The organism is Pseudomonas sp. GW822-FHT07A10 (assembly GCF_058798795.1).
Window position 1 is genome coordinate 343780 of sequence record NZ_JBXAKV010000002.1, and the last position, 17614, is coordinate 361393.

Consider the following 17614-nt stretch of genomic DNA (forward strand, 5'->3'; position numbering starts at 1 on the left):
TTTGTTGTCTGGGGCGGCCCCTTCGCGGGCTTGCCCGCGAAGGGCGACTCGGCCCTTCAGGACGCCAGGCTCTTGCGAAACCGCAGCAGTGCAATGGTAAAGAACAGCAGGCCGATGGCGCTTAATGCCAGCAAGTCCGGCCAGACCACGCCGATGCCGGCGTCGCGAAACAGTATCGCGGCGCTGAGGCTGACGAAGTGCGTCGATGGCGAGCCCTGCATCACCCATTGCAGCCATTGCGGCATGCTGTCGAGAGGCGTACTGCCCCCGGAAAGAAGCAACATCGGGATAATCACCGGAATCGCCAACAAGCCGAACTGCGGTGTCGAGCGGGCGAGGGTCGCGAGGAATATCCCCAGCGCCGTGCTGGCGAACAGATAAACTGCCGTTACCAGCAAGAAAAAGCTCATGGAGCCGGCCAGCGGCACGCCAAGAGCGCCTTTGACAATGACTTCCAGCGACACCCAGGTGCACAACACCACCACCAGCATGTTGCTCCAGACTTTCGCCAGCATGATTTCCAGTGCCGTCAGTGGCAGCACCAGCAAATGATCGAGGGTGCCGTGCTCGCGTTCACGCAGCAGCGCCGTGCCCGTCAGGATGATGGCCAGGATCGTGATGTTGTTGACGATCTGAATCACCGCCAGGAACCAGCCACCCTCCAGATTGGTATTGAACAGCGCTCGTGTTGTCAGCCGCACGGGTGTCTGGCTCGCCGCATCGCTCTGGCCACTGTAGGTCAGCAGCTCGCGCTGGAAAATCCTCCCGATATAGCCTGCCCCCATGAACGCCTGGCTCATGGCCGTGGCGTCGACGTTGACCTGCACCGCCGGCTGGTGGCCGCCCAGCAGATCGGCCTGAAAATTGGCTGGAACATTGATCACGAAGGTGTACCGCCCGTTGTCCAGCACCTCGTCCAGCTGACCATAAGGCAGCGGCACCGGCGGTTGAAATTCCGGCGGCCGCAGAACCTGGGCCAGTTGGCGTGACATGGGGCTGTGATCTTCATCGACCATGGCCACACTGGCGTTGTGCACGCCGATCACTGAGCCCGCGGCCGGCATGTAGATCGCCACTGTAAAGGCGTAGAACAGGAACAGCAGCAATACACTGTCATGTCGCAGGCTGGTGAGTTCCTTGAGGCCAAGACGCAGGATGTGCGCAAGCTTATGCATCAGACCTCCTGCTTTTTCAGCATGGCCAGGCTGAGCCCGGTGAACCCGAGAAAGAACCCGAACAGTGCCAGGCATTGTGGCCACAACTGCCGGATATCCAGCGCCTTGGTAAAGGTGCCGACAGCAATATCGAGAAAATAGCCTGCCGGAAACAGTATCCCCATGACCGCGGCCGCACCATCGAGGGACGATCGCGGCACGATCAAACCGGAAAACTGGATGGTCGGCAGGCTGGTGATGATCATGGTGCCGAGAATCGCGGCGATCTGGGTTCGGGTGAACGCCGAAATCAACAGGCCCATGCTGGTAGTCGCCAGCACGTAGAGCAATCCGCCGAAGGCCAGGGTCAATGCGCTGCCCTTGAAAGGCACGCCGAACAGCCAGCGGTTCATGGCTGTCAGCACGGCGAGATTGATCAGACTGACGGCCAGATACGGCACCTGTTTACCTAACAGGAACTCCAGGCGGGTCAGCGGTGTGGCGTAGAAGTTGGTGATCGAGCCCAGTTCCTTCTCCCGCACAATGCCCAGCGCAGTCAGCATGGCCGGGATAAACGCCAGGATCAGCGCCATCACTCCAGGGCCGATGGCGTTGACGCTGACGACATCCTGGTTGTAGCGGAAACGGGTTTCCAGTTTGGCTGGCGCTTGCCGGGCTGGTGCGGGACTGGACTGATCCGCCAGTTGCTCCAGGTTGGCCTGGTGTACCGCTTCCACATAGTTGCGGCTGGTTTCAGCGCGAAACGGCATGCCGCCGTCGAGCCAGGCCGCCACCGTAGGCTGGCGACCGGCGAACAGATCCCGACCGAATCCGGGGGGAATCTCCAGCGCCAGTTTGATTTCCGAGCGCTGCAGTCGTCGATGCAACTGCGCCGGATCGCTTATCGGGGGTTGTTCGTCGAAGTAACGGGAGCCGCGGAAGGCCTCCAGATAAGCCCGGCTTTGCGGGGTCTGGTCCTGGTCGTAGACCGCGAAGGCGAGTTTCTCCACGTCCAGGGAAATGCCATAGCCGAAAATCACCATCATGAGCATCGCCCCGAGCAGCGCGAAGGCCAGGCGTACTCTATCGCGCAGCAGTTCCTTGCCTTCACGGCTCGCCAATGCCCGCAGTCGCCCAAAGCTGAAGCGACGGTCTTTCATCGATGGGGTGGGTGCGAGCGTTGTGTCGATGGGCGTTGGTGGCGCCTCTGTCGCGCCCGGGCTCTGGGCCTGTTCCAGGCAGGTGACGAATGCGGCCTCAAGTGTCTGGCCGTTGAACTGCTGTTGCAGTGCTGCCGGGGTGTCGCAGGCCAAAACCTTGCCTGCGTGCATCAATGAGATGCGGTCGCAACGCTGGGCTTCGTTCATGAAATGGGTGGACAGGAAGATCGTCACGTCCTGTTCACGGGACAGTTCGATCAGCAGTCGCCAGAAATCGTCCCGCGCCGCCGGGTCGACGCCGGAGGTAGGTTCGTCGAGGATCAGCACTTCCGGGCGATGCAGCACCGCCACCGCCAGGGATAATCGTTGACGCAGACCCAGCGGCAATGCACCGGACGGCTGATGGGCGACGCTGGCCAGGCTGAAGCGCTGGATCAATTCGTCGATGCGCTGAGTGCTGTCGGCCTGGGGCAGATCGAACAGTCGCGCATGCAGGTCCAGGTTCTGCCGCACACTGAGCTCGCCATAGAGCGAGAAGCTCTGAGACATGAAGCCGACGCGCTTGCGGGTGGCCAGATCCTTGGCGTTCACTGGGTTGCCCAGCAGCGTGGCACTGCCTTCGCTGGCCGGAATCAGTCCGGTAAGCACTTTCATGGTGGTGGTTTTGCCGCAGCCGTTGGAGCCCAGAAACCCGAAGATCTCGCCGCGGCCGATGGCGAAGCTGACTTTATCCACAGCGGTGAAATCGCCGAAGCGCAGGGTCAGGTCATGGGCTTGGATGGCGATGTCGGCCGTAGCATTGGTTCGGGGAGGGATCACTAGCGGCTGGTTGTCGTGGCCGGTGTCACCCTGAAAGTGAGTGAAGGCTTCATCGAGCTTGCCGCTGGGGGTTACCGCCGCCAGATCGCGGCTCAAACCGGCGGCGATCAGTTTGCCGCCGTCGAGCATCAGGCAGTGTTCGAACTGCTCGGCCTCTTCCATGTACGCGGTGGCGACCAGTAGTGTCAGTTGCGGGCGTTGGCGCCGAACGTCATCGATCAACTCCCAGAAATGCCGTCGGGACAAAGGGTCGACGCCAGTGGTCGGCTCATCGAGGATCAACAAATCCGGCTCATGGATCAGTGCGCAACAGAGTCCGAGCTTCTGTTTCATTCCGCCCGACAGCTTGCCGGCCGGGCGCTCGGCAAATCGCAGTAGATCGGTGGCCTGTAGCAGGCTGTGCATGCGCTGATCGCTTTCGGCCGCGGACAGCCCGAACAGCGTGGCGAAGAAGTGAATGTTCTCGCGGATTGACAGATCAGGGTACAGGTTGCCGCCCAGACCTTGAGGCATGAACGCGATGCGCGAGTAGAGGCTGTTGCGGTGGCGCCGGTCCTGGATCGAACCGCCGAGCACTTCCAGTTGGCCCTCCTGTAGCGTCTTCACGCCGGCGATCAATCCCAGCAGGCTGGATTTGCCGGCGCCATCCGGGCCAATCAACCCACACCGGGTACCGGTGGGCAGACTGAGCGTGATGTCGGTCAGCGCATGCCGTTCGCCATAGCGGTGCCGAAGGCGGGTGGCATGCAGTGCCAGGCCGGTCATTGAAGATTGGCCGGCCAGTCAATGGGAGCGGTGCGCACGTAGCCATTGCCGGGCATCCCCGGTTTGGCCTGGGGCACGGCGCTGGGACGGGTCAGGCGTAGCTTGACCCGAAACACCAGTTTCTGACGTTCATCGCGGGTCTCGACTTCTTTGGGCGTGAACTGCGATTTGGCCGCCACGAAGCTGATTTTTGCCGGCAACGGCTGGTCAGGCAGGGCGTCCAACAGGATCCGCGCTTCATCGCCGACCGCCAGGCGTCCGGCGACGGAGGCTGCAAGGTAGAGGTTCATGTATTGGTCATTCGGGTCAATCAGCAGCAACACTCGCCCTCCGGCGCCGAGCACTTCCCCGGGTTCGGCCATGCGAAGCTGAATTATCCCGTCGATGGGGGCTCGCAAACTGCTGTCGTCGATTTCACTGTTTAACTGAGCCACTTGCGCCTGTGCAGCGCCAATGGCGGCGCCGACGGCGGACACCTGTGCGCGGGCCGCAGTAACAGCCGCGTTGGCGGTGTCGAAGCGTGACTGCTGTTGGTCGATGATCTGGCCGCTGGCGAAACCGCGATTGAACAATGCCTGGGAGCGCTTGAGCTCTTGCTGGGCAAGCAGTTGCTCGCTCTGGCGCAGTTTCACATTGGCCTGGGCCGCGGAAAGATTTTCCCGGGCGCGTATCACTTCGGCTTCAGCCTGGTTGCGCTGGGCTTCGAGGGTACGGGTGTCCATGCGGGCCAGCAGTTGCCCCTGGGTTACCTTGTCGCCTTCGTCCACCAGCACTTCAGCCAATCGACCGGGTGTTTTGCTGGCGATCTGCACTTCAGTGGCTTCAAGTCGACCATTGCCGACAGACAACCCTTGGGGCAGTCGGTTAACGGTCGACCGCCAATAACCAAACCCTCCGGCGGCCAGCAATACAGCCCCCAGTAAAAAAACGAAGAAAAGCGAAGAACGGCTGTGCGTCGACATGTCGGCATCCTGCGTCTATAGCGTCCCAGTCTGACAGGAACGCGCCTGAGCACCTTGATGTTAGTCAACTGAAGGGCAAGCTTGACCGGTTGGCAAGGTAAGCCTGCGTGACCGGCGGTTGTGCATTATTTAGCGCAGGCCAAGCACCGCCGCCCATTGCTCGGCTGTCACCGGCATCACCGACAGTCGCGAGCCTTTCTGCACCAATGGCATTTCGGCCAGCGCCGTTTGCTGTTTCAGATAATCGAGCTTCAGCACCTTGGAAAACGTTTCGACGTGAGCGACATCGATCGCGCTCCAGGCGTTTTTCTCGGCAGTGGCCTTCGGATCGAAGTAATGACTCTCGGGCTCCAGCGCCGTCGGGTCCGGATACGCTGCCTCGACGATCTTTCCGACCCCGGCAATCCCTGGCTCAGGGCAGCTGGAGTGATAGAAGAAAAACTCGTCGCCCACTGCCATGGCCCGCAAAAAGTTGCGCGCCTGGTAATTGCGAACCCCGTCCCAGCGCGCTCGGCCAAGCTTCTCCAGGTCTTTGATGGAGAGTTCGTCGGGCTCGGATTTCATCAGCCAATAAGCCATGTTTTTGCTCCTTGCGAGGTGGGTGGGCAAGTGGTCAGGCAATTTTATGACAAACCGACAGTCGGTTGACGCCAGCGTTTGCGTGTCGGTTCACGTTGTCGCAAAATGCCGGCCTTCTTAGCTTGACGCTGCTGCACGGCCTACACCTACAACGGAAACCGCTGCTGTCATCGTGTTGATGTGCCTTTGGGGGGCAGTCGATGAAACGCAAACCGGATTTACTATGGATTTTGGTTATTTTATTCGGCCTTGGTGTCGTGACCACCGGCTATGCCCAAAGCCTGTGGAACAACAAACCCGATGCTCCCGTCGAGATCGCGCAGCAACAGCCGTCGGCGTTCAAGCGCTGAACCTGTCGCCTGGACGCCGCTGAGATCAGTGGCGTCTAGCCCGCGAAATACCACGCCTTGTCAGTGACCGTGCCCTGCAACGGTACATCCCAGCTCGCCTGAGCCAATCGTTGAACCTTCTGACATTCATGGGCCAAGCCCAGCAGCGTCGGCTTGCGCCAGTTTTTTCGGCGCGCCAGGTACGCCAGGCTTCGGTCGTAGAAGCCGCCGCCCATCCCCAGGCGTCCGCCGACATCGTCAAACCCCACCAATGGCAGCAACACCAGATCCAGCGCCCAGACTTTGCGTTGCCGGGCGATATTGGCCCGTGGTTCTGGAATACGGAAACGGTTGGGTTTGAGCTTTTCGCCGGGGCGAATCCGCTGGAACACCATTTTGGTTCGCGGCCAGGCGCTGAGTACCGGCAGGTACGTCGCCTTGCCCCGACGTTGCGCGGCACGCATCAGCAGGCGCGGGTCGATTTCACCGTCGGTGGGCAGGTACAGGGAGATGTGTTTTGCGCGGCGAAACAGCGGGTGCTGGGCCAATTGCTTATACAGCCCGCGAGCGGCTTCGCGTTGCTGACAGGGGGTCAGTGCGCGGCGGGCCTTGCGCAGCATGCGTCGAAGTTGCGGTCGGGGCAGCAGCGCAGGTTCGGTCATGGATTCAGGCTTCAGAAAGTGCGAGTACTAAAAGCGTACCCGTAAACATGCCGATGCCGGTATGAAAACCGGCATCGGATTGAAATCAGGCTCCCCGGATGAACCGCTGCTGACTTAGCCCTTGAACCCGAAAGTTCAAGGTGGAAGATGCAGTAGGCTTTAAGGCTTTCCGTCTAGCGGACATGCACACCAGCCCAACGTGCAACCTCCAGGGTAGTGCGAATCGGCTCAGGGACGTGGTCAACTGGCAAGCACCCCAGGGAGTGATGCGAGTATAACTCAAGCGGCCTGGCGAATCAGCCCTTGGTGACATCCGGATCGGTCGACAGCGCCAGATCGACGCGGTCCAGCAGGTCGCGAACCTGTTCGCGGGTCGAACCGCTGGCCTGCACATCCGGACGTTCTTCCTTGTGCAGAAGGTCGTGCGTGATGTTCAGCGCAGCCATCACGGCAATGCGGTCGGCGCCGATGACTTTGCCGCTGCTACGGATTTCGCGCATCTTGCCGTCCAGGTAGCGGGCGGCGCTGATCAAGTTGCTGCGCTCTTCCTGGGGGCAGATGATCGAATATTCTTTGTCGAGGATCTGCACGGTAACGCTATTGCTTGAACTCATGAGTCTTGCTCCAGGGCCTTGAGGCGCGAAATCATCGATTCGACCTTACGCCGGGCGATTTCATTTTTTTCAATGAGGTGCGCGCGTTCCTCGCGCCAGGTCTTTTCTTGAGCTAGTAAGAGTGCGTTTTGACTCTTTAGTTGCTCGACTCGGGTAATCAGCAGCTCGAGTCTGGCCATCAGCGCTTGCAGGTCGGTGTCTTCCATTGTGTCCACGTGTTCGTCTGATGGGAGGTAGCTGGCGGACAGCCTTTAATAGTCTTGGCGAGTCTGTCGATGTAGGATACAAGGCCTTCATTCTAGACATAGCGCCGTCTGGCGCCTAGCTACCCATGCCCATTCAGAATTCTCCGTACCAAGCCTTCGCCACCCTGCTGAGTACCAGCGGCCATCCCGTCTCGCCTGCCGAGTTGCACGGCCTGCTGCTCGGCCGTAGCTGCGCCGGTGCCGGTTTCGATGCCGACAGCTGGCTGGCAGACGCCGCCGAGCTGCTCGAAGGCGAGCCGCAAGACAACGTTCGCAACGCCTTGATCGGCCTGCAAGAGATGGTCAAGGGCGAGCTTACCAGCGACGACATGACCGTTGTTCTGCTGCTGCCGAGCGACGACGCGCCGCTCACCGAGCGTGCAGCCGCGCTAGGCCAGTGGTGCCAGGGCTTCCTCACTGGCTTCGGCCTGACCCGTCGCGAATATGCCCTCAGCGCTGAAGCGACTGAAGTGCTGCAGGATCTAGCCGCCATTTCTCAGGTGCAAGACGCCCTGGAAGAGTCCGACGACGGCGAAAGCGACTACATGGAAGTCATGGAGTACCTGCGCGTCGCACCGTTGCTGCTGTTCACTGAAACCAAGAAAACCGACGAAGCAGCCGCCAAACCGTCGTTGCATTAATCGCGAGCCAGGAAAAGCCATCTGCCCATGATTCATATCCCGAAATCGGAATACAGCCGTCGCCGCAAGGCCTTGATGGCGCAGATGGAACCCAACAGCATCGCCATTCTGCCCGCCGCCGCGGTTGCCATTCGCAACCGTGACGTCGAGCACGTTTACCGTCAGGACAGCGACTTCCAGTACCTCAGCGGCTTTCCCGAGCCTCAGGCCGTTATCGTTTTGATTCCCGGTCGCGAACATGGCGAGTACATCCTGTTCTGCCGTGAGCGCAATGCCGAGCGCGAGCTGTGGGACGGCCTGCGCGCCGGTCAGGAAGGCGCGATCCGCGACTTCGGCGCCGACGACGCTTTCCCCATCACCGACATCGACGACATCCTGCCGGGCCTGATCGAAGGCCGCGACCGGGTGTATTCGGCCATGGGCAGCAACCCGGAATTCGATCGGCACCTGATGGACTGGATCAACGTGATCCGCTCCAAGGCGAATCTCGGTGCCCAGCCGCCGAACGAATTCGTTGCCCTGGATCATCTGCTGCACGACATGCGCCTGTATAAATCGGCGGCAGAAGTGAAGGTGATGCGTGAAGCTGCGCGGATTTCCGCCCAGGCCCATATTCGGGCGATGCAGGCCAGTCGTGCCGGTTTGCATGAGTTCAGCCTCGAAGCCGAGCTCGATTACGAGTTCCGCAAGGGCGGGGCGAAGATGCCGGCCTATGGTTCGATCGTCGCCGCCGGGCGCAACAGCTGCATCCTGCATTACCAGCAGAATGACGCGGTGCTCAAAGACGGCGATCTGGTGCTGATCGACGCCGGTTGCGAGATCGACTGCTATGCCAGCGACATCACCCGCACCTGGCCGGTCAACGGCAAGTATTCACCGGAACAGAAGGCGATCTACGAGCTGGTGCTGGCTTCCCAGGAAGCGGCGTTTGCCGAAATCGCACCGAACAAACACTGGAATCAGGCGCACGAAGCCACGGTTCGAGTCATTACCACGGGCCTTGTGAAGTTGGGCCTGTTGCAGGGCGAAGTCGATGAACTGATCGCCAGCGAAGCCTATAAGGCGTTTTACATGCACCGCGCCGGCCACTGGCTGGGCATGGATGTGCATGATGTCGGCGAGTACAAGGTCGGCGGCGAATGGCGCGTGCTGGAAGTCGGCATGGCGCTGACGGTCGAACCGGGCATCTACATTGCCCCGGACAACCAGAACGTAGCGAAGAAATGGCGCGGCATTGGCGTGCGCATCGAGGACGACGTGGTAGTCACCAAAACCGGTTGTGAAATCCTGACGAGCGGCGTGCCGAAAACGGTCGCCGAGATCGAGGCCTTGATGGCCGCCGCACGGACACAAGCGGCATGAGTCGAGTCAATCTGGCAATCATCGGCGGTGGCCTGGTTGGCGCCAGCCTTGCGTTGGCGTTGCAGGCCGGGGCCAAGGCCCGTGGCTGGAAGATCGTGCTGATCGAACCCTTTGCCCCTGGCGATACGTACCAACCGAGCTATGACGCTCGCTCTTCGGCGTTGTCGTTCGGCGCCCGGCAGATTTATCAACGGCTGGGCGTGTGGCAGGAAATCTCCCGCCGCGCCGAGCCGATCAAGCAGATTCATGTCTCCGACCGTGGGCGTTTTTCCACGGCGCGGTTGTCGGCGATGGAAGAGGGCGTTCCAGCACTGGGTTATGTGGTGGAAAACGCCTGGCTCGGCCAATGCCTCTGGCACAGTCTGGACAAGGACGTGATCAGTTGGCGTTGCCCGGCGGAAGTCACCGCCATGGAACCGCTGACCGACGGCTATCGCCTGACGCTCAACGATGAAACCCTGGTGGAATGCGACCTCGCGGTGTTGGCCGATGGCGGCCGTTCGGGCCTGCGTGAACAGCTGGGGATCGGCGTCAAGACGCGCCCGTACAACCAGAGCGCGCTGATCGCCAACATCACTCCAAGCGAAGCGCACAACGGCATGGCCTTCGAACGCTTCACTGACGACGGCCCAATGGCTTTGTTGCCGCTGCCGGAAAACCGCTGCGCCCTGGTCTGGACCCGTCTGGGCATGGACGCGCAACGGCTGGCGGCCCTTGATGACCGCAGCTTTCTCAGCGAGTTGCAGGGCGTGTTCGGTTATCGCCTCGGCACGCTGAAACAGGTTGGCGCCCGCAATTTGTATCCGTTGTCGCTGATCGAAGCCGAGGAACAAGTCCGCCCGCATCTGGCGATCCTCGGCAACGCCGCGCACAGCCTGCACCCGATTGCCGGACAAGGCTTCAATCTGTCCTTGCGCGATGCCCAGGCTTTGGCCGACACCTTGCTGAGCAGCGAGACCGCGCTCGGCGATTTCACCACGTTGCAGGCTTATCGCGAGCGTCAGCGGATGGATCAGAATCTGACCGTGGGCTTCTCCGATCAGGTCACCCGGTTGTTCGGCAGCACCCAGCCGCTGGTTTCCCTGGGGCGCAACATCGGCTTGCTCGGTCTCGATCTGCTGCCGCCGGCCAAGCGCTGGTTCGCCCGGCAGGCCATGGGCCTGGGTACGCGTCCCGATGTTTAAGCGGGCGCACTTGCACGTCAATATTCATGACGACGCGAGCACTTTGGTGACGCGCGTCGAGAAAACCCTTTATCTGCGGCTCAAGTCGCAAGCGAGACAGGCCTAAAGCATGGAAATGCGCGCAGATCTGCTGATTGTCGGGGCCGGAATGGTCGGCAGCGCCCTGGCGCTGGCGTTACAAAACAGCGGGCTCGAAGTCCTGCTGCTGGACGGTAGCCCCCTGAGCGTCAAACCCTTCGATGGCCAAGCGCCGTTCGAACCACGGGTAAGCGCCCTGTCGGCGGCCAGCCAGCGAATACTCGAACGCCTGGGTGTGTGGGACGGCATCGCCAACCGGCGCAGCAGTCCTTACACCGATATGCACGTCTGGGACGGCAGCGGCACCGGGAAAATCCATTTCTCGGCGACCAGCGTACATGCCGACGTGCTGGGGCATATCGTCGAGAACCGCGTGGTTCAAGATGCCTTGCTCGATCGGCTGCACGACTGTGACCTCGGGATGCTGGCCAATGCGCGTCTGGAGCAGATGCGCCGCTCCGGTGATGATTGGCTGCTGACCCTGGCCGATGGCCGCACCTTGCGGGCACCGTTGGTGATCGCGGCGGATGGCGCCAACTCGGCGGTGCGGCGCCTGACCGGCGTTGCGACCCGCGAATGGGATTACATGCACCACGCGATCGTCACCAGTGTGCGCTGTTCCAAACCGCATCAAATGACCGCGTGGCAGCGTTTCACCGACAACGGCCCGCTGGCGTTTCTGCCGCTGGAACGGGACGGTCAGCAGGATTGGTGCTCGATTGTCTGGTCGACCACGCCGAGCGAAGCCGAACGCCTCATGGCGTTGGACGACGAAAGCTTCTGCAAGGAGCTGGAGCGGGCCTTCGAAGGCTGCCTCGGCACGGTGCTCAGTGCCGACCCGCGTCTGTGCGTGCCGCTGCGTCAGCGTCATGCCAAGCGTTACGTGGCAGAAGGTCTGGCGCTGATCGGCGACGCGGCCCACACCATCCATCCGCTGGCCGGGCAGGGCGTGAACCTCGGTTTCCTCGATGCGGCAGTGCTGGCCGAAGTACTGCTGCAAGCGGCCGCGCGCGGTGAGCGGTTGGCGGATGTGAAGGTGCTCAGTCGCTACGAGCGTCGGCGCATGCCCCACAACCTGGCGTTGATGGCGGCGATGGAAGGCTTCGAACGGCTGTTCCAGGCCGATCCGTTGCCGGTGCGCTGGTTGCGCAATACCGGGTTGAAGATGGTCGACCAGATGCCCGAGGCCAAGGCGTTGTTCGTGCGCGAAGCGCTTGGGTTGATTGGGGATTTGCCAGCGTTGGCCAAGGCCTGAAGCCCCTCGCCACATTGTCATTCATTCGATTGTGCAACATCTGGTAACTCCTCCACCCAGTGTTCGATTGAGAAGCGAAATGTGAGTCCTTATCATTTGGCCTCACTTCCCTGATTCGAGAGACCGCTTCCATGTTGGCACCCAAGCGTCTACTGACCGCACTGGCCCTGACCCTGATAGGCAGCACCGCCGCCCAGGCTGCCGACGCGGTGGTGGTTTACTCCTCGCGTATCGATGAGCTGATCAAACCGGTCTTCGATGCCTACACCCAGAAAACCGGCGTACAGGTGAAGTTCATCACCGACAAGGAAGCGCCGCTGATGCAGCGGATCAAGGCCGAGGGCGAAAACGCCACTGCCGACCTGCTGCTGACCGTCGATGCCGGCAACCTTTGGCAGGCCGAGCAGATGGGCATCCTCCAGCCGTTCACCTCCAAGGTGATCGACGCCAACATCCCGCTGCAATACCGCGCATCCTCCCATGCCTGGACCGGCCTGAGCCTGCGGGCGCGAACCATCGCCTACTCCACCGACCGGGTGAAACCCGGTGAGCTGACCACCTACGAGGCGCTGGCCGATAAACAGTGGGAAGGCCGCCTGTGCCTGCGCACGGCGAAGAAGGTCTACAACCAGTCCCTGACCGCCACCATGATCGAAGTCCATGGCGCCGAGAAAACCGAGAAGATCCTCAAGGGCTGGGTCAACAACCTGTCCACCGACGTGTTCTCCGACGACATCGCCGTGCTGGAAGCGATCAATGCCGGTCAGTGCGACGTCGGCATCGTCAACACTTACTACTATGGCCGTCTGCACAAGCAGAAGCCGGACTTGCCGGTGAAACTGTTCTGGCCGAATCAGGGCGACCGTGGCGTGCACGTCAACCTGTCGGGGATTGGCCTGACCAAACATGCACCGCACCCGGAAGCCGCCAAGGCGCTGGTGGAGTGGATGACCACGCCTGAAGCGCAGAAGATTTTCGCTGACGTGAACCAGGAGTTCCCGGCCAACCCTGCCGTTCAGCCTTCGGCTGAAGTCGCGAGCTGGGGCAAGTTCGTGGCCGATACCTTGCCAGTGGAAATCGCCGGCAAGCGTCAGGCTGAAGCGATTCGGATGATGGATCGGGTCGGCTGGAACTGAGTCTGTCGATATACTGCGCCACCGAATGAAGTGGCGGCGTCCCTGCCGGCCTGATCGTTCCAACGTTCTGCGTGGGGATGCATCCACCGACGCTCTGCGTCGAGGCGTGACGCAGAGCATCACAAGATGTGTGCCCACGCAGAGCGTGGGCACAATCATTTAAACGAGAACTGTCCTTGGCCCACCCCGCCCAACGCCGCTGGTATCCCCTGGTCTTCGCCATCGCTGCGCTGGTCCTGCTGCCCCTGAGCGTCCTGCTTCTTTCCTGGCAAACCATCGATCAGCAGATCTGGTCCCACCTGTGGGACACGCAAATGCCGCGGCTGCTGGGCAACACCCTCACGCTGGTCGTTGGCGTCGGCTTCGGCGTAACGCTGTTGGGCGTCAGCCTGGCCTGGCTCACCAGCCTCTGTGAGTTCCCGGGGCGGCGGTGGCTGGACTGGGCGTTGATGCTGCCGTTCGCGATTCCTGCCTACGTGCTGGCATTCGTCTTCGTTGGCCTGCTGGATTTCGCCGGCCCGGTGCAAACCCTGTTGCGCGAATGGTTCGGCAGTGGTCTGAGGCTGCCGCGAGTGCGTTCCACCGGTGGCGTGATTCTGGTGCTGGTGCTGGTTTTCTATCCCTACGTTTACCTGTTGGCGCGCACTGCATTTCTGGCTCAGGGCAAAGGCCTGATGGAAGCGGCGCGAGTCCTTGGGCAATCCCCGTGGCAGGCGTTCTGGCGAGTGGCGTTGCCCATGGCGCGTCCGGCGATCGGCGCGGGGGTGGCGTTGGCGCTGATGGAAACCCTGGCGGATTTCGGTGCGGTGTCGGTGTTCAACTTCGATACGTTCACCACCGCCATCTACAAGACCTGGTACGGCTTTTTCAGTCTCCCCACCGCCGCGCAACTGGCCAGCCTGTTGCTGTTGGTGGTGATGGTCGTGTTGTATGGCGAGCGTCGCGCCCGGGGAGCCAACCGGGCGGGCAACGAACGGCCGCGGGTCAAGGCGCTGTATCACCTGCATGGGGTCAAGGCGCTGGCGGCGATGAGCTGGTGTGGTCTGGTGTTCGCCTGCGCCTTCGTCATTCCCGTGCTGCAACTGCTGGTGTGGTTCTGGCAACGCGGGCGCTTCGATCTGGACGAACGTTATGCCGGGTTGATCGTGCACACCCTGTACTTGGGCGGCATGGCGGCGTTGATCACCGTCAGCGTCGCGCTGCTGCTGGCGTTTGCCCGTCGATTGGCACCGACCCGGGTGATCCGTTCCGGCATCAGCCTGGCCAACCTCGGCTACGCACTGCCAGGCTCGGTATTGGCGGTGTCGATCATGCTGGCGTTCAGTTATCTGGATCGCGAACTGGTGATTCCGCTGTCGGGCTGGCTTGGCGGCGCGGGCAAACCGTTGCTGCTGGGCAGTCTGTCGGCGTTGTTGCTGGCCTATCTGGTGCGATTCATCGCCGTGGCTTACGGGCCGCTGGAAAGCAGCCTGGCGCGAATACGGCCCTCTTTGCCCGAAGCGGCACGTAGCCTTGGCGTCAGTGGGCCACGACTGTTTTTCAAAGTGTATCTGCCGCTGCTGCTTCCGGGCACGTTGAGCGCTGCGTTGCTGGTGTTCGTCGACGTGCTCAAGGAAATGCCCGCGACCCTGCTGATGCGCCCGTTTGGCTGGGACACGCTGGCAGTACGGATCTTTGAAATGACCAGCGAAGGCGAATGGGCGAGGGCCTCGTTGCCGGCACTGACCCTGGTTCTGGTCGGGCTGTTGCCGGTCATCGGATTAATCAGAAGGTCGGCGCATCGAAACGGCTAGGTGTCAGTCCTACACCTTGCGGCTACAATGCGCGGCATTCGGTGCGGTCCGTCTTTCAGACCGGGTTGCTGAAATCGGCTGAAAGCCTTTATTTCAAGGCATTTCACCCCATACAGCGGCTGTCCGCACCTTCGCCACGCCCGGAAGGAGAAACCCATGGGACAGCGCACGCCTCTGTATGACCTTCATCTCGCCCTCGGCGCGAAGATGGTCGATTTTGGCGGTTGGGATATGCCTCTGCATTACGGCTCGCAGGTCGAGGAACACCATCAGGTGCGCCGCGATTGCGGGGTTTTCGATGTATCCCATATGACCGTGATCGATGTCGACGGCCCCCAGGCCAAGGCCTGGCTGCAATACTTACTGGCCAACGACGTCGAGCGCCTGCACAGCCCCGGCCGTGCCTTGTACAGCGCCATGCTCAACGAGCACGGCGGTATCGTCGACGACATGATCGTCTATCGCCTTGATGACGGATATCGGCTGGTGGTCAACGCCTCCACCCGCAATCAGGACCTGGCCTGGATGCAGGCTCATCTCGGCGACTTCGATGTGCGGCTCAACGAGCGCTCCGAACTGGCGATGCTGGCCATTCAAGGGCCTCACGCCCGGCACAAGATTGCCGAACTGGTGACCCAGTCCCGAGCTACGTTGATCCAGCAACTCAAACATTTCGAAGGTCAGGCCGACGGTGACTGGTTCATCGCCCGCACCGGTTACACCGGTGAGGACGGTCTGGAAATCGTGCTGCCGGCCGATCAGGCGCCGGGGTTTTTCAACGATCTGGTGGGCGCGGGTATTTCCCCGATCGGCCTCGGGGCGCGCGATACCTTGCGGGTCGAAGCCGGCATGAACCTGTACGGTCAGGATATTCATCAAGACGTTTCACCATTGGCTTCCAACATGGCCTGGAGCATTGCCTGGGAACCGGCCACGCGCCAGTTCCTTGGCCGCACCGCCCTGGAGGCCGAGCAGGCCGCTGGCGTGCAGCACAAACTGGTCGGTCTGGTCCTTGAGGAACGTGGCGTTCTGCGGGCTCATCAGGTGGTTCGCATCGCCGAAGTTGGCGAAGGGGAGATCACCAGTGGTAGTTTCTCTCCTACGCTTAGCAAGTCGATTGCACTGGCGCGCGTGCCGGCGGCCACCGCCGACCGTGCCGAAGTGGAAATCCGTGGCAAGTGGTACCCGGTTCGAGTGGTCAAGCCGACCTTCGTACGCCATGGCAAAACCTTGATCTAACCTTTTTTGGCGGTCAATGACTGCCGACATTTTTCTTGAGGACACAGAACATGAGCGAAATCCCTGTCGACCTGCGTTTTGCCGAAAGTCACGAATGGGCCCGTCTAGACCATGATGGCGGCGTGAAAGTGGGTATTTCAGACCATGCTCAGGAAGCCTTGGGTGATGTGGTGTTCGTCGAGCTGCCGGAAATCGGCAAAGTGTTCGCTGCCGGTGAGGCGGCGGGTGTCGTCGAGTCGGTCAAGGCTGCGTCGGATATCTACTCGCCGGTCTCCGGTACCGTCATTGCGGTCAACGAAGAGTTGGCCAACAGCCCGGAACTGGTCAACAGCGCGCCTTATGACAGCTGGTTCTTCAAGCTGGAGCCAAGCGATACCTCTGAGCTGGACAAGCTGCTCGACCCGATGGCCTACAAGGCCGCCATCGGCGAGTAATACCCGCTTTGCAGGAGCTGTCTTCGGCAGCTCCTGCAAAGGCCGGATCAAGTCCGCAAGACGGCTTTCACCGCGGCCACCGAACGCTCGACGTCCGCTTTATCCATGGCCGTAAACATCGGCAGCGAGACGATCAGTCTTCCGACCCGCTCGGCGATCGGGAACATGCCTTCCTTGAACCCGCGTTCGCGGTAAAGACTCAGCAGGTGAATCGGCGGGTAGTGATAGCCGATACCCACTCCCAGTGCCTGCATCTGCTCCATGAAAGTAGCCCGTGCCGGTTTGCCATCCTGGCGTTCCGGGAGCACCAGTTGGAACAAATGCCAATTGCTGTTCTCGAAATCCGCCGGGGGCAGTTGAGCACCGTATTGCGCTTCGAAGTCCTCGCCGAAGCAAGCGAAGTAATGTTTGGCCAGCTCACGACGATGAGCGGTGATCGCTTCGATGTGGGCAAACTGGCCCAGGCCAATGGCTGCCGCGACATCGGTCATGTTGAACTTGCCGCCCAGCACATCAACGTCCAGCCCATCGAAACCGCTGCGGGTGACACCCTGCAAGCGGTACTTTTCCGCCAGCCGTGCTTCCTCGGCATTATTCAATACCAGGCAACCGCCCTCTGAACAGGTGACGTTCTTGTTCGCCTGGAAACTGAAGGACACGAAATCGCCAGTCGCACCGATTCGCTGGCCGTTCCAGCTCGAACCCAATGCTTGGGCGGCATCTTCCACCACTCGCAAACCATGCTTTTTTGCAATCGCGTAAAGGCGCGTCATGTCCACGGGCAGTCCCGCGAGAAACACAGGGATGATGGCTTTGGTGCGCGGGGTAATCGCTGCTTCAAGCTGCGTCAGGTCTATATTGCGAGTGACTGGGTCGATGTCGGCAAACACCGGCGTGGCGCCAACTTCCAGAATCACGTTGGCGGTGGCCACCCAGGAAATCGGCGTGGTGATCACTTCATCACCCGGTCCGACGCCGGCAATTCGCAATGCGATCTCCATGGTGCAGGTGCCGGAATTGAACGTACGCACCGGGCGCCCGCCGAAGTATTCCGAGAGTTGCGCTTCAAAGGCCTGAACCTTGGGGCCGCTGGTAATCCAGCCCGAGCGCAGCACATCGCCGACAGCGGCAATCGTGGCTTCATCGATGGTGGGTTTGGAGAAGGGCAGGAAAGACAGTTGGCTCATAAATGTGGATACCCGA

Annotated in this window: 17 protein-coding genes and 1 other RNA gene; 9 read left to right on the top strand and 9 right to left on the bottom strand. The window is 61.1% G+C overall.

The window, feature by feature from the left end; all coding sequences use genetic code 11:
* Window positions 1-56 precede the first annotated feature (56 nt).
* The 4 genes from AC1RL4_RS05060 to AC1RL4_RS05075 form a co-directional block, all read right to left on the bottom strand.
* Entirely contained in the window at window positions 57-1175 is a 1119-nt protein-coding gene (locus AC1RL4_RS05060) for an ABC transporter permease (protein ID WP_019580534.1), read from the bottom strand.
* The gene (gene rbbA / locus AC1RL4_RS05065) at window positions 1175-3898 is read right to left on the bottom strand and encodes a ribosome-associated ATPase/putative transporter RbbA (protein ID WP_230173257.1); all 2724 of its coding nucleotides are present in this window, start codon (window positions 3896-3898) and stop codon (window positions 1175-1177) included. The genes AC1RL4_RS05060 and rbbA overlap by 1 nt, the downstream gene beginning before the upstream one ends.
* Window positions 3895-4860: an HlyD family secretion protein gene (locus AC1RL4_RS05070; protein ID WP_019580536.1), complete on the bottom strand. Its 966-nt coding sequence runs from the start codon at window positions 4858-4860 to the stop codon at window positions 3895-3897. The genes rbbA and AC1RL4_RS05070 overlap by 4 nt, the downstream gene beginning before the upstream one ends.
* Window positions 4861-4989: 129 nt before the next feature.
* Window positions 4990-5439, bottom strand: coding sequence for an EVE domain-containing protein (locus AC1RL4_RS05075; protein ID WP_018927581.1), 450 nt, complete (start codon window positions 5437-5439; stop codon window positions 4990-4992).
* Between the two features lie 200 nt (window positions 5440-5639).
* On the opposite strand from AC1RL4_RS05075, the gene AC1RL4_RS05080 reads away from it, so the two are divergent.
* Entirely contained in the window at window positions 5640-5789 is a 150-nt protein-coding gene (locus tag AC1RL4_RS05080; protein ID WP_018927582.1) for a hypothetical protein, read from the top strand.
* A 35-nt stretch (window positions 5790-5824) separates the two neighbouring features.
* On the opposite strand, the gene AC1RL4_RS05085 is transcribed toward AC1RL4_RS05080, so the two are convergent.
* The 4 genes from AC1RL4_RS05085 to AC1RL4_RS05100 form a co-directional block, all read right to left on the bottom strand.
* Entirely contained in the window at window positions 5825-6430 is a 606-nt protein-coding gene (locus AC1RL4_RS05085; protein ID WP_028939122.1) for a 5-formyltetrahydrofolate cyclo-ligase, read from the bottom strand.
* An 87-nt stretch (window positions 6431-6517) separates the two neighbouring features.
* A non-coding RNA gene (gene ssrS, locus AC1RL4_RS05090) (6S RNA) lies at window positions 6518-6696 on the bottom strand.
* A 30-nt stretch (window positions 6697-6726) separates the two neighbouring features.
* Window positions 6727-7044: a cell division protein ZapA gene (locus tag AC1RL4_RS05095; protein WP_018927584.1), complete on the bottom strand. Its 318-nt coding sequence runs from the start codon at window positions 7042-7044 to the stop codon at window positions 6727-6729.
* The gene (locus tag AC1RL4_RS05100) at window positions 7041-7250 is read right to left on the bottom strand and encodes a TIGR02449 family protein (protein ID WP_007940359.1); all 210 of its coding nucleotides are present in this window, start codon (window positions 7248-7250) and stop codon (window positions 7041-7043) included. The genes AC1RL4_RS05095 and AC1RL4_RS05100 overlap by 4 nt, the downstream gene beginning before the upstream one ends.
* A 125-nt stretch (window positions 7251-7375) precedes the next feature.
* Between AC1RL4_RS05100 and AC1RL4_RS05105 the strand changes: the two genes are divergently transcribed.
* The 8 genes from AC1RL4_RS05105 (at window position 7376) to gcvH (ending at window position 16411) form a co-directional block, all read left to right on the top strand.
* Entirely contained in the window at window positions 7376-7930 is a 555-nt protein-coding gene (locus tag AC1RL4_RS05105; protein ID WP_007940361.1) for a YecA/YgfB family protein, read from the top strand.
* Window positions 7931-7957: 27 nt separating this feature from the next.
* Window positions 7958-9292, top strand: coding sequence for a Xaa-Pro aminopeptidase (pepP, locus tag AC1RL4_RS05110; protein ID WP_018927585.1), 1335 nt, complete (start codon window positions 7958-7960; stop codon window positions 9290-9292).
* Window positions 9289-10476: a 2-octaprenyl-6-methoxyphenyl hydroxylase gene (gene ubiH / locus AC1RL4_RS05115; RefSeq protein WP_230173259.1), complete on the top strand. Its 1188-nt coding sequence runs from the start codon at window positions 9289-9291 to the stop codon at window positions 10474-10476. The genes pepP and ubiH overlap by 4 nt, the downstream gene beginning before the upstream one ends.
* A gap of 115 nt (window positions 10477-10591) precedes the next feature.
* Window positions 10592-11809, top strand: coding sequence for a 2-octaprenyl-3-methyl-6-methoxy-1,4-benzoquinol hydroxylase (locus AC1RL4_RS05120; protein ID WP_167331189.1), 1218 nt, complete (start codon window positions 10592-10594; stop codon window positions 11807-11809).
* Window positions 11810-11940: 131 nt separating this feature from the next.
* Window positions 11941-12945 (top strand): extracellular solute-binding protein, encoded by a 1005-nt coding sequence (locus AC1RL4_RS05125; RefSeq protein ID WP_096479394.1) that lies wholly within the window; start codon window positions 11941-11943, stop codon window positions 12943-12945.
* Window positions 12946-13121: 176 nt separating this feature from the next.
* Complete coding sequence (locus AC1RL4_RS05130) at window positions 13122-14738, top strand: ABC transporter permease (RefSeq protein ID WP_028939119.1); 1617 nt, start codon at window positions 13122-13124, stop codon at window positions 14736-14738.
* 156 nt (window positions 14739-14894) lie between these two features.
* A complete protein-coding gene (gcvT, locus tag AC1RL4_RS05135; protein ID WP_493119221.1) occupies window positions 14895-15977 on the top strand; it encodes a glycine cleavage system aminomethyltransferase GcvT in 1083 nt (360 codons plus the stop codon).
* A 50-nt stretch (window positions 15978-16027) separates the two neighbouring features.
* The gene (gene gcvH, locus AC1RL4_RS05140) at window positions 16028-16411 is read left to right on the top strand and encodes a glycine cleavage system protein GcvH (RefSeq protein ID WP_018927591.1); all 384 of its coding nucleotides are present in this window, start codon (window positions 16028-16030) and stop codon (window positions 16409-16411) included.
* Window positions 16412-16458: 47 nt separating this feature from the next.
* Here the strand turns inward: gcvH and AC1RL4_RS05145 are convergent, their stop codons facing one another.
* On the bottom strand, window positions 16459-17598 hold the full coding sequence (locus tag AC1RL4_RS05145) for a DegT/DnrJ/EryC1/StrS family aminotransferase (RefSeq protein ID WP_026331821.1): 1140 nt from the start codon (window positions 17596-17598) through the stop codon (window positions 16459-16461).
* Window positions 17599-17614 lie beyond the last annotated feature (16 nt).

What these genes read in the sequence shown, in the direction of transcription:
- AC1RL4_RS05075 (WP_018927581.1), bottom strand. Translation starts at nt 5,439, where the DNA reads ATGGCTTATTGGCTGATGAAATCCGAGCCCGACGAACTCTCCATCAAA.
- ubiH (WP_230173259.1), top strand. Translation starts at nt 9,289, where the DNA reads ATGAGTCGAGTCAATCTGGCAATCATCGGCGGTGGCCTGGTTGGCGCC.
- rbbA (WP_230173257.1), bottom strand. Translation starts at nt 3,898, where the DNA reads ATGACCGGCCTGGCACTGCATGCCACCCGCCTTCGGCACCGCTATGGC.
- AC1RL4_RS05070 (WP_019580536.1), bottom strand. Translation starts at nt 4,860, where the DNA reads ATGTCGACGCACAGCCGTTCTTCGCTTTTCTTCGTTTTTTTACTGGGG.
- AC1RL4_RS05145 (WP_026331821.1), bottom strand. Translation starts at nt 17,598, where the DNA reads ATGAGCCAACTGTCTTTCCTGCCCTTCTCCAAACCCACCATCGATGAA.
- AC1RL4_RS05120 (WP_167331189.1), top strand. Translation starts at nt 10,592, where the DNA reads ATGCGCGCAGATCTGCTGATTGTCGGGGCCGGAATGGTCGGCAGCGCC.
- AC1RL4_RS05095 (WP_018927584.1), bottom strand. Translation starts at nt 7,044, where the DNA reads ATGAGTTCAAGCAATAGCGTTACCGTGCAGATCCTCGACAAAGAATAT.
- AC1RL4_RS05105 (WP_007940361.1), top strand. Translation starts at nt 7,376, where the DNA reads ATGCCCATTCAGAATTCTCCGTACCAAGCCTTCGCCACCCTGCTGAGT.
- gcvH (WP_018927591.1), top strand. Translation starts at nt 16,028, where the DNA reads ATGAGCGAAATCCCTGTCGACCTGCGTTTTGCCGAAAGTCACGAATGG.
- pepP (WP_018927585.1), top strand. Translation starts at nt 7,958, where the DNA reads ATGATTCATATCCCGAAATCGGAATACAGCCGTCGCCGCAAGGCCTTG.
- AC1RL4_RS05085 (WP_028939122.1), bottom strand. Translation starts at nt 6,430, where the DNA reads ATGACCGAACCTGCGCTGCTGCCCCGACCGCAACTTCGACGCATGCTG.
- AC1RL4_RS05060 (WP_019580534.1), bottom strand. Translation starts at nt 1,175, where the DNA reads ATGCATAAGCTTGCGCACATCCTGCGTCTTGGCCTCAAGGAACTCACC.
- gcvT (WP_493119221.1), top strand. Translation starts at nt 14,895, where the DNA reads ATGGGACAGCGCACGCCTCTGTATGACCTTCATCTCGCCCTCGGCGCG.
- AC1RL4_RS05125 (WP_096479394.1), top strand. Translation starts at nt 11,941, where the DNA reads ATGTTGGCACCCAAGCGTCTACTGACCGCACTGGCCCTGACCCTGATA.
- AC1RL4_RS05080 (WP_018927582.1), top strand. Translation starts at nt 5,640, where the DNA reads ATGAAACGCAAACCGGATTTACTATGGATTTTGGTTATTTTATTCGGC.
- AC1RL4_RS05100 (WP_007940359.1), bottom strand. Translation starts at nt 7,250, where the DNA reads ATGGAAGACACCGACCTGCAAGCGCTGATGGCCAGACTCGAGCTGCTG.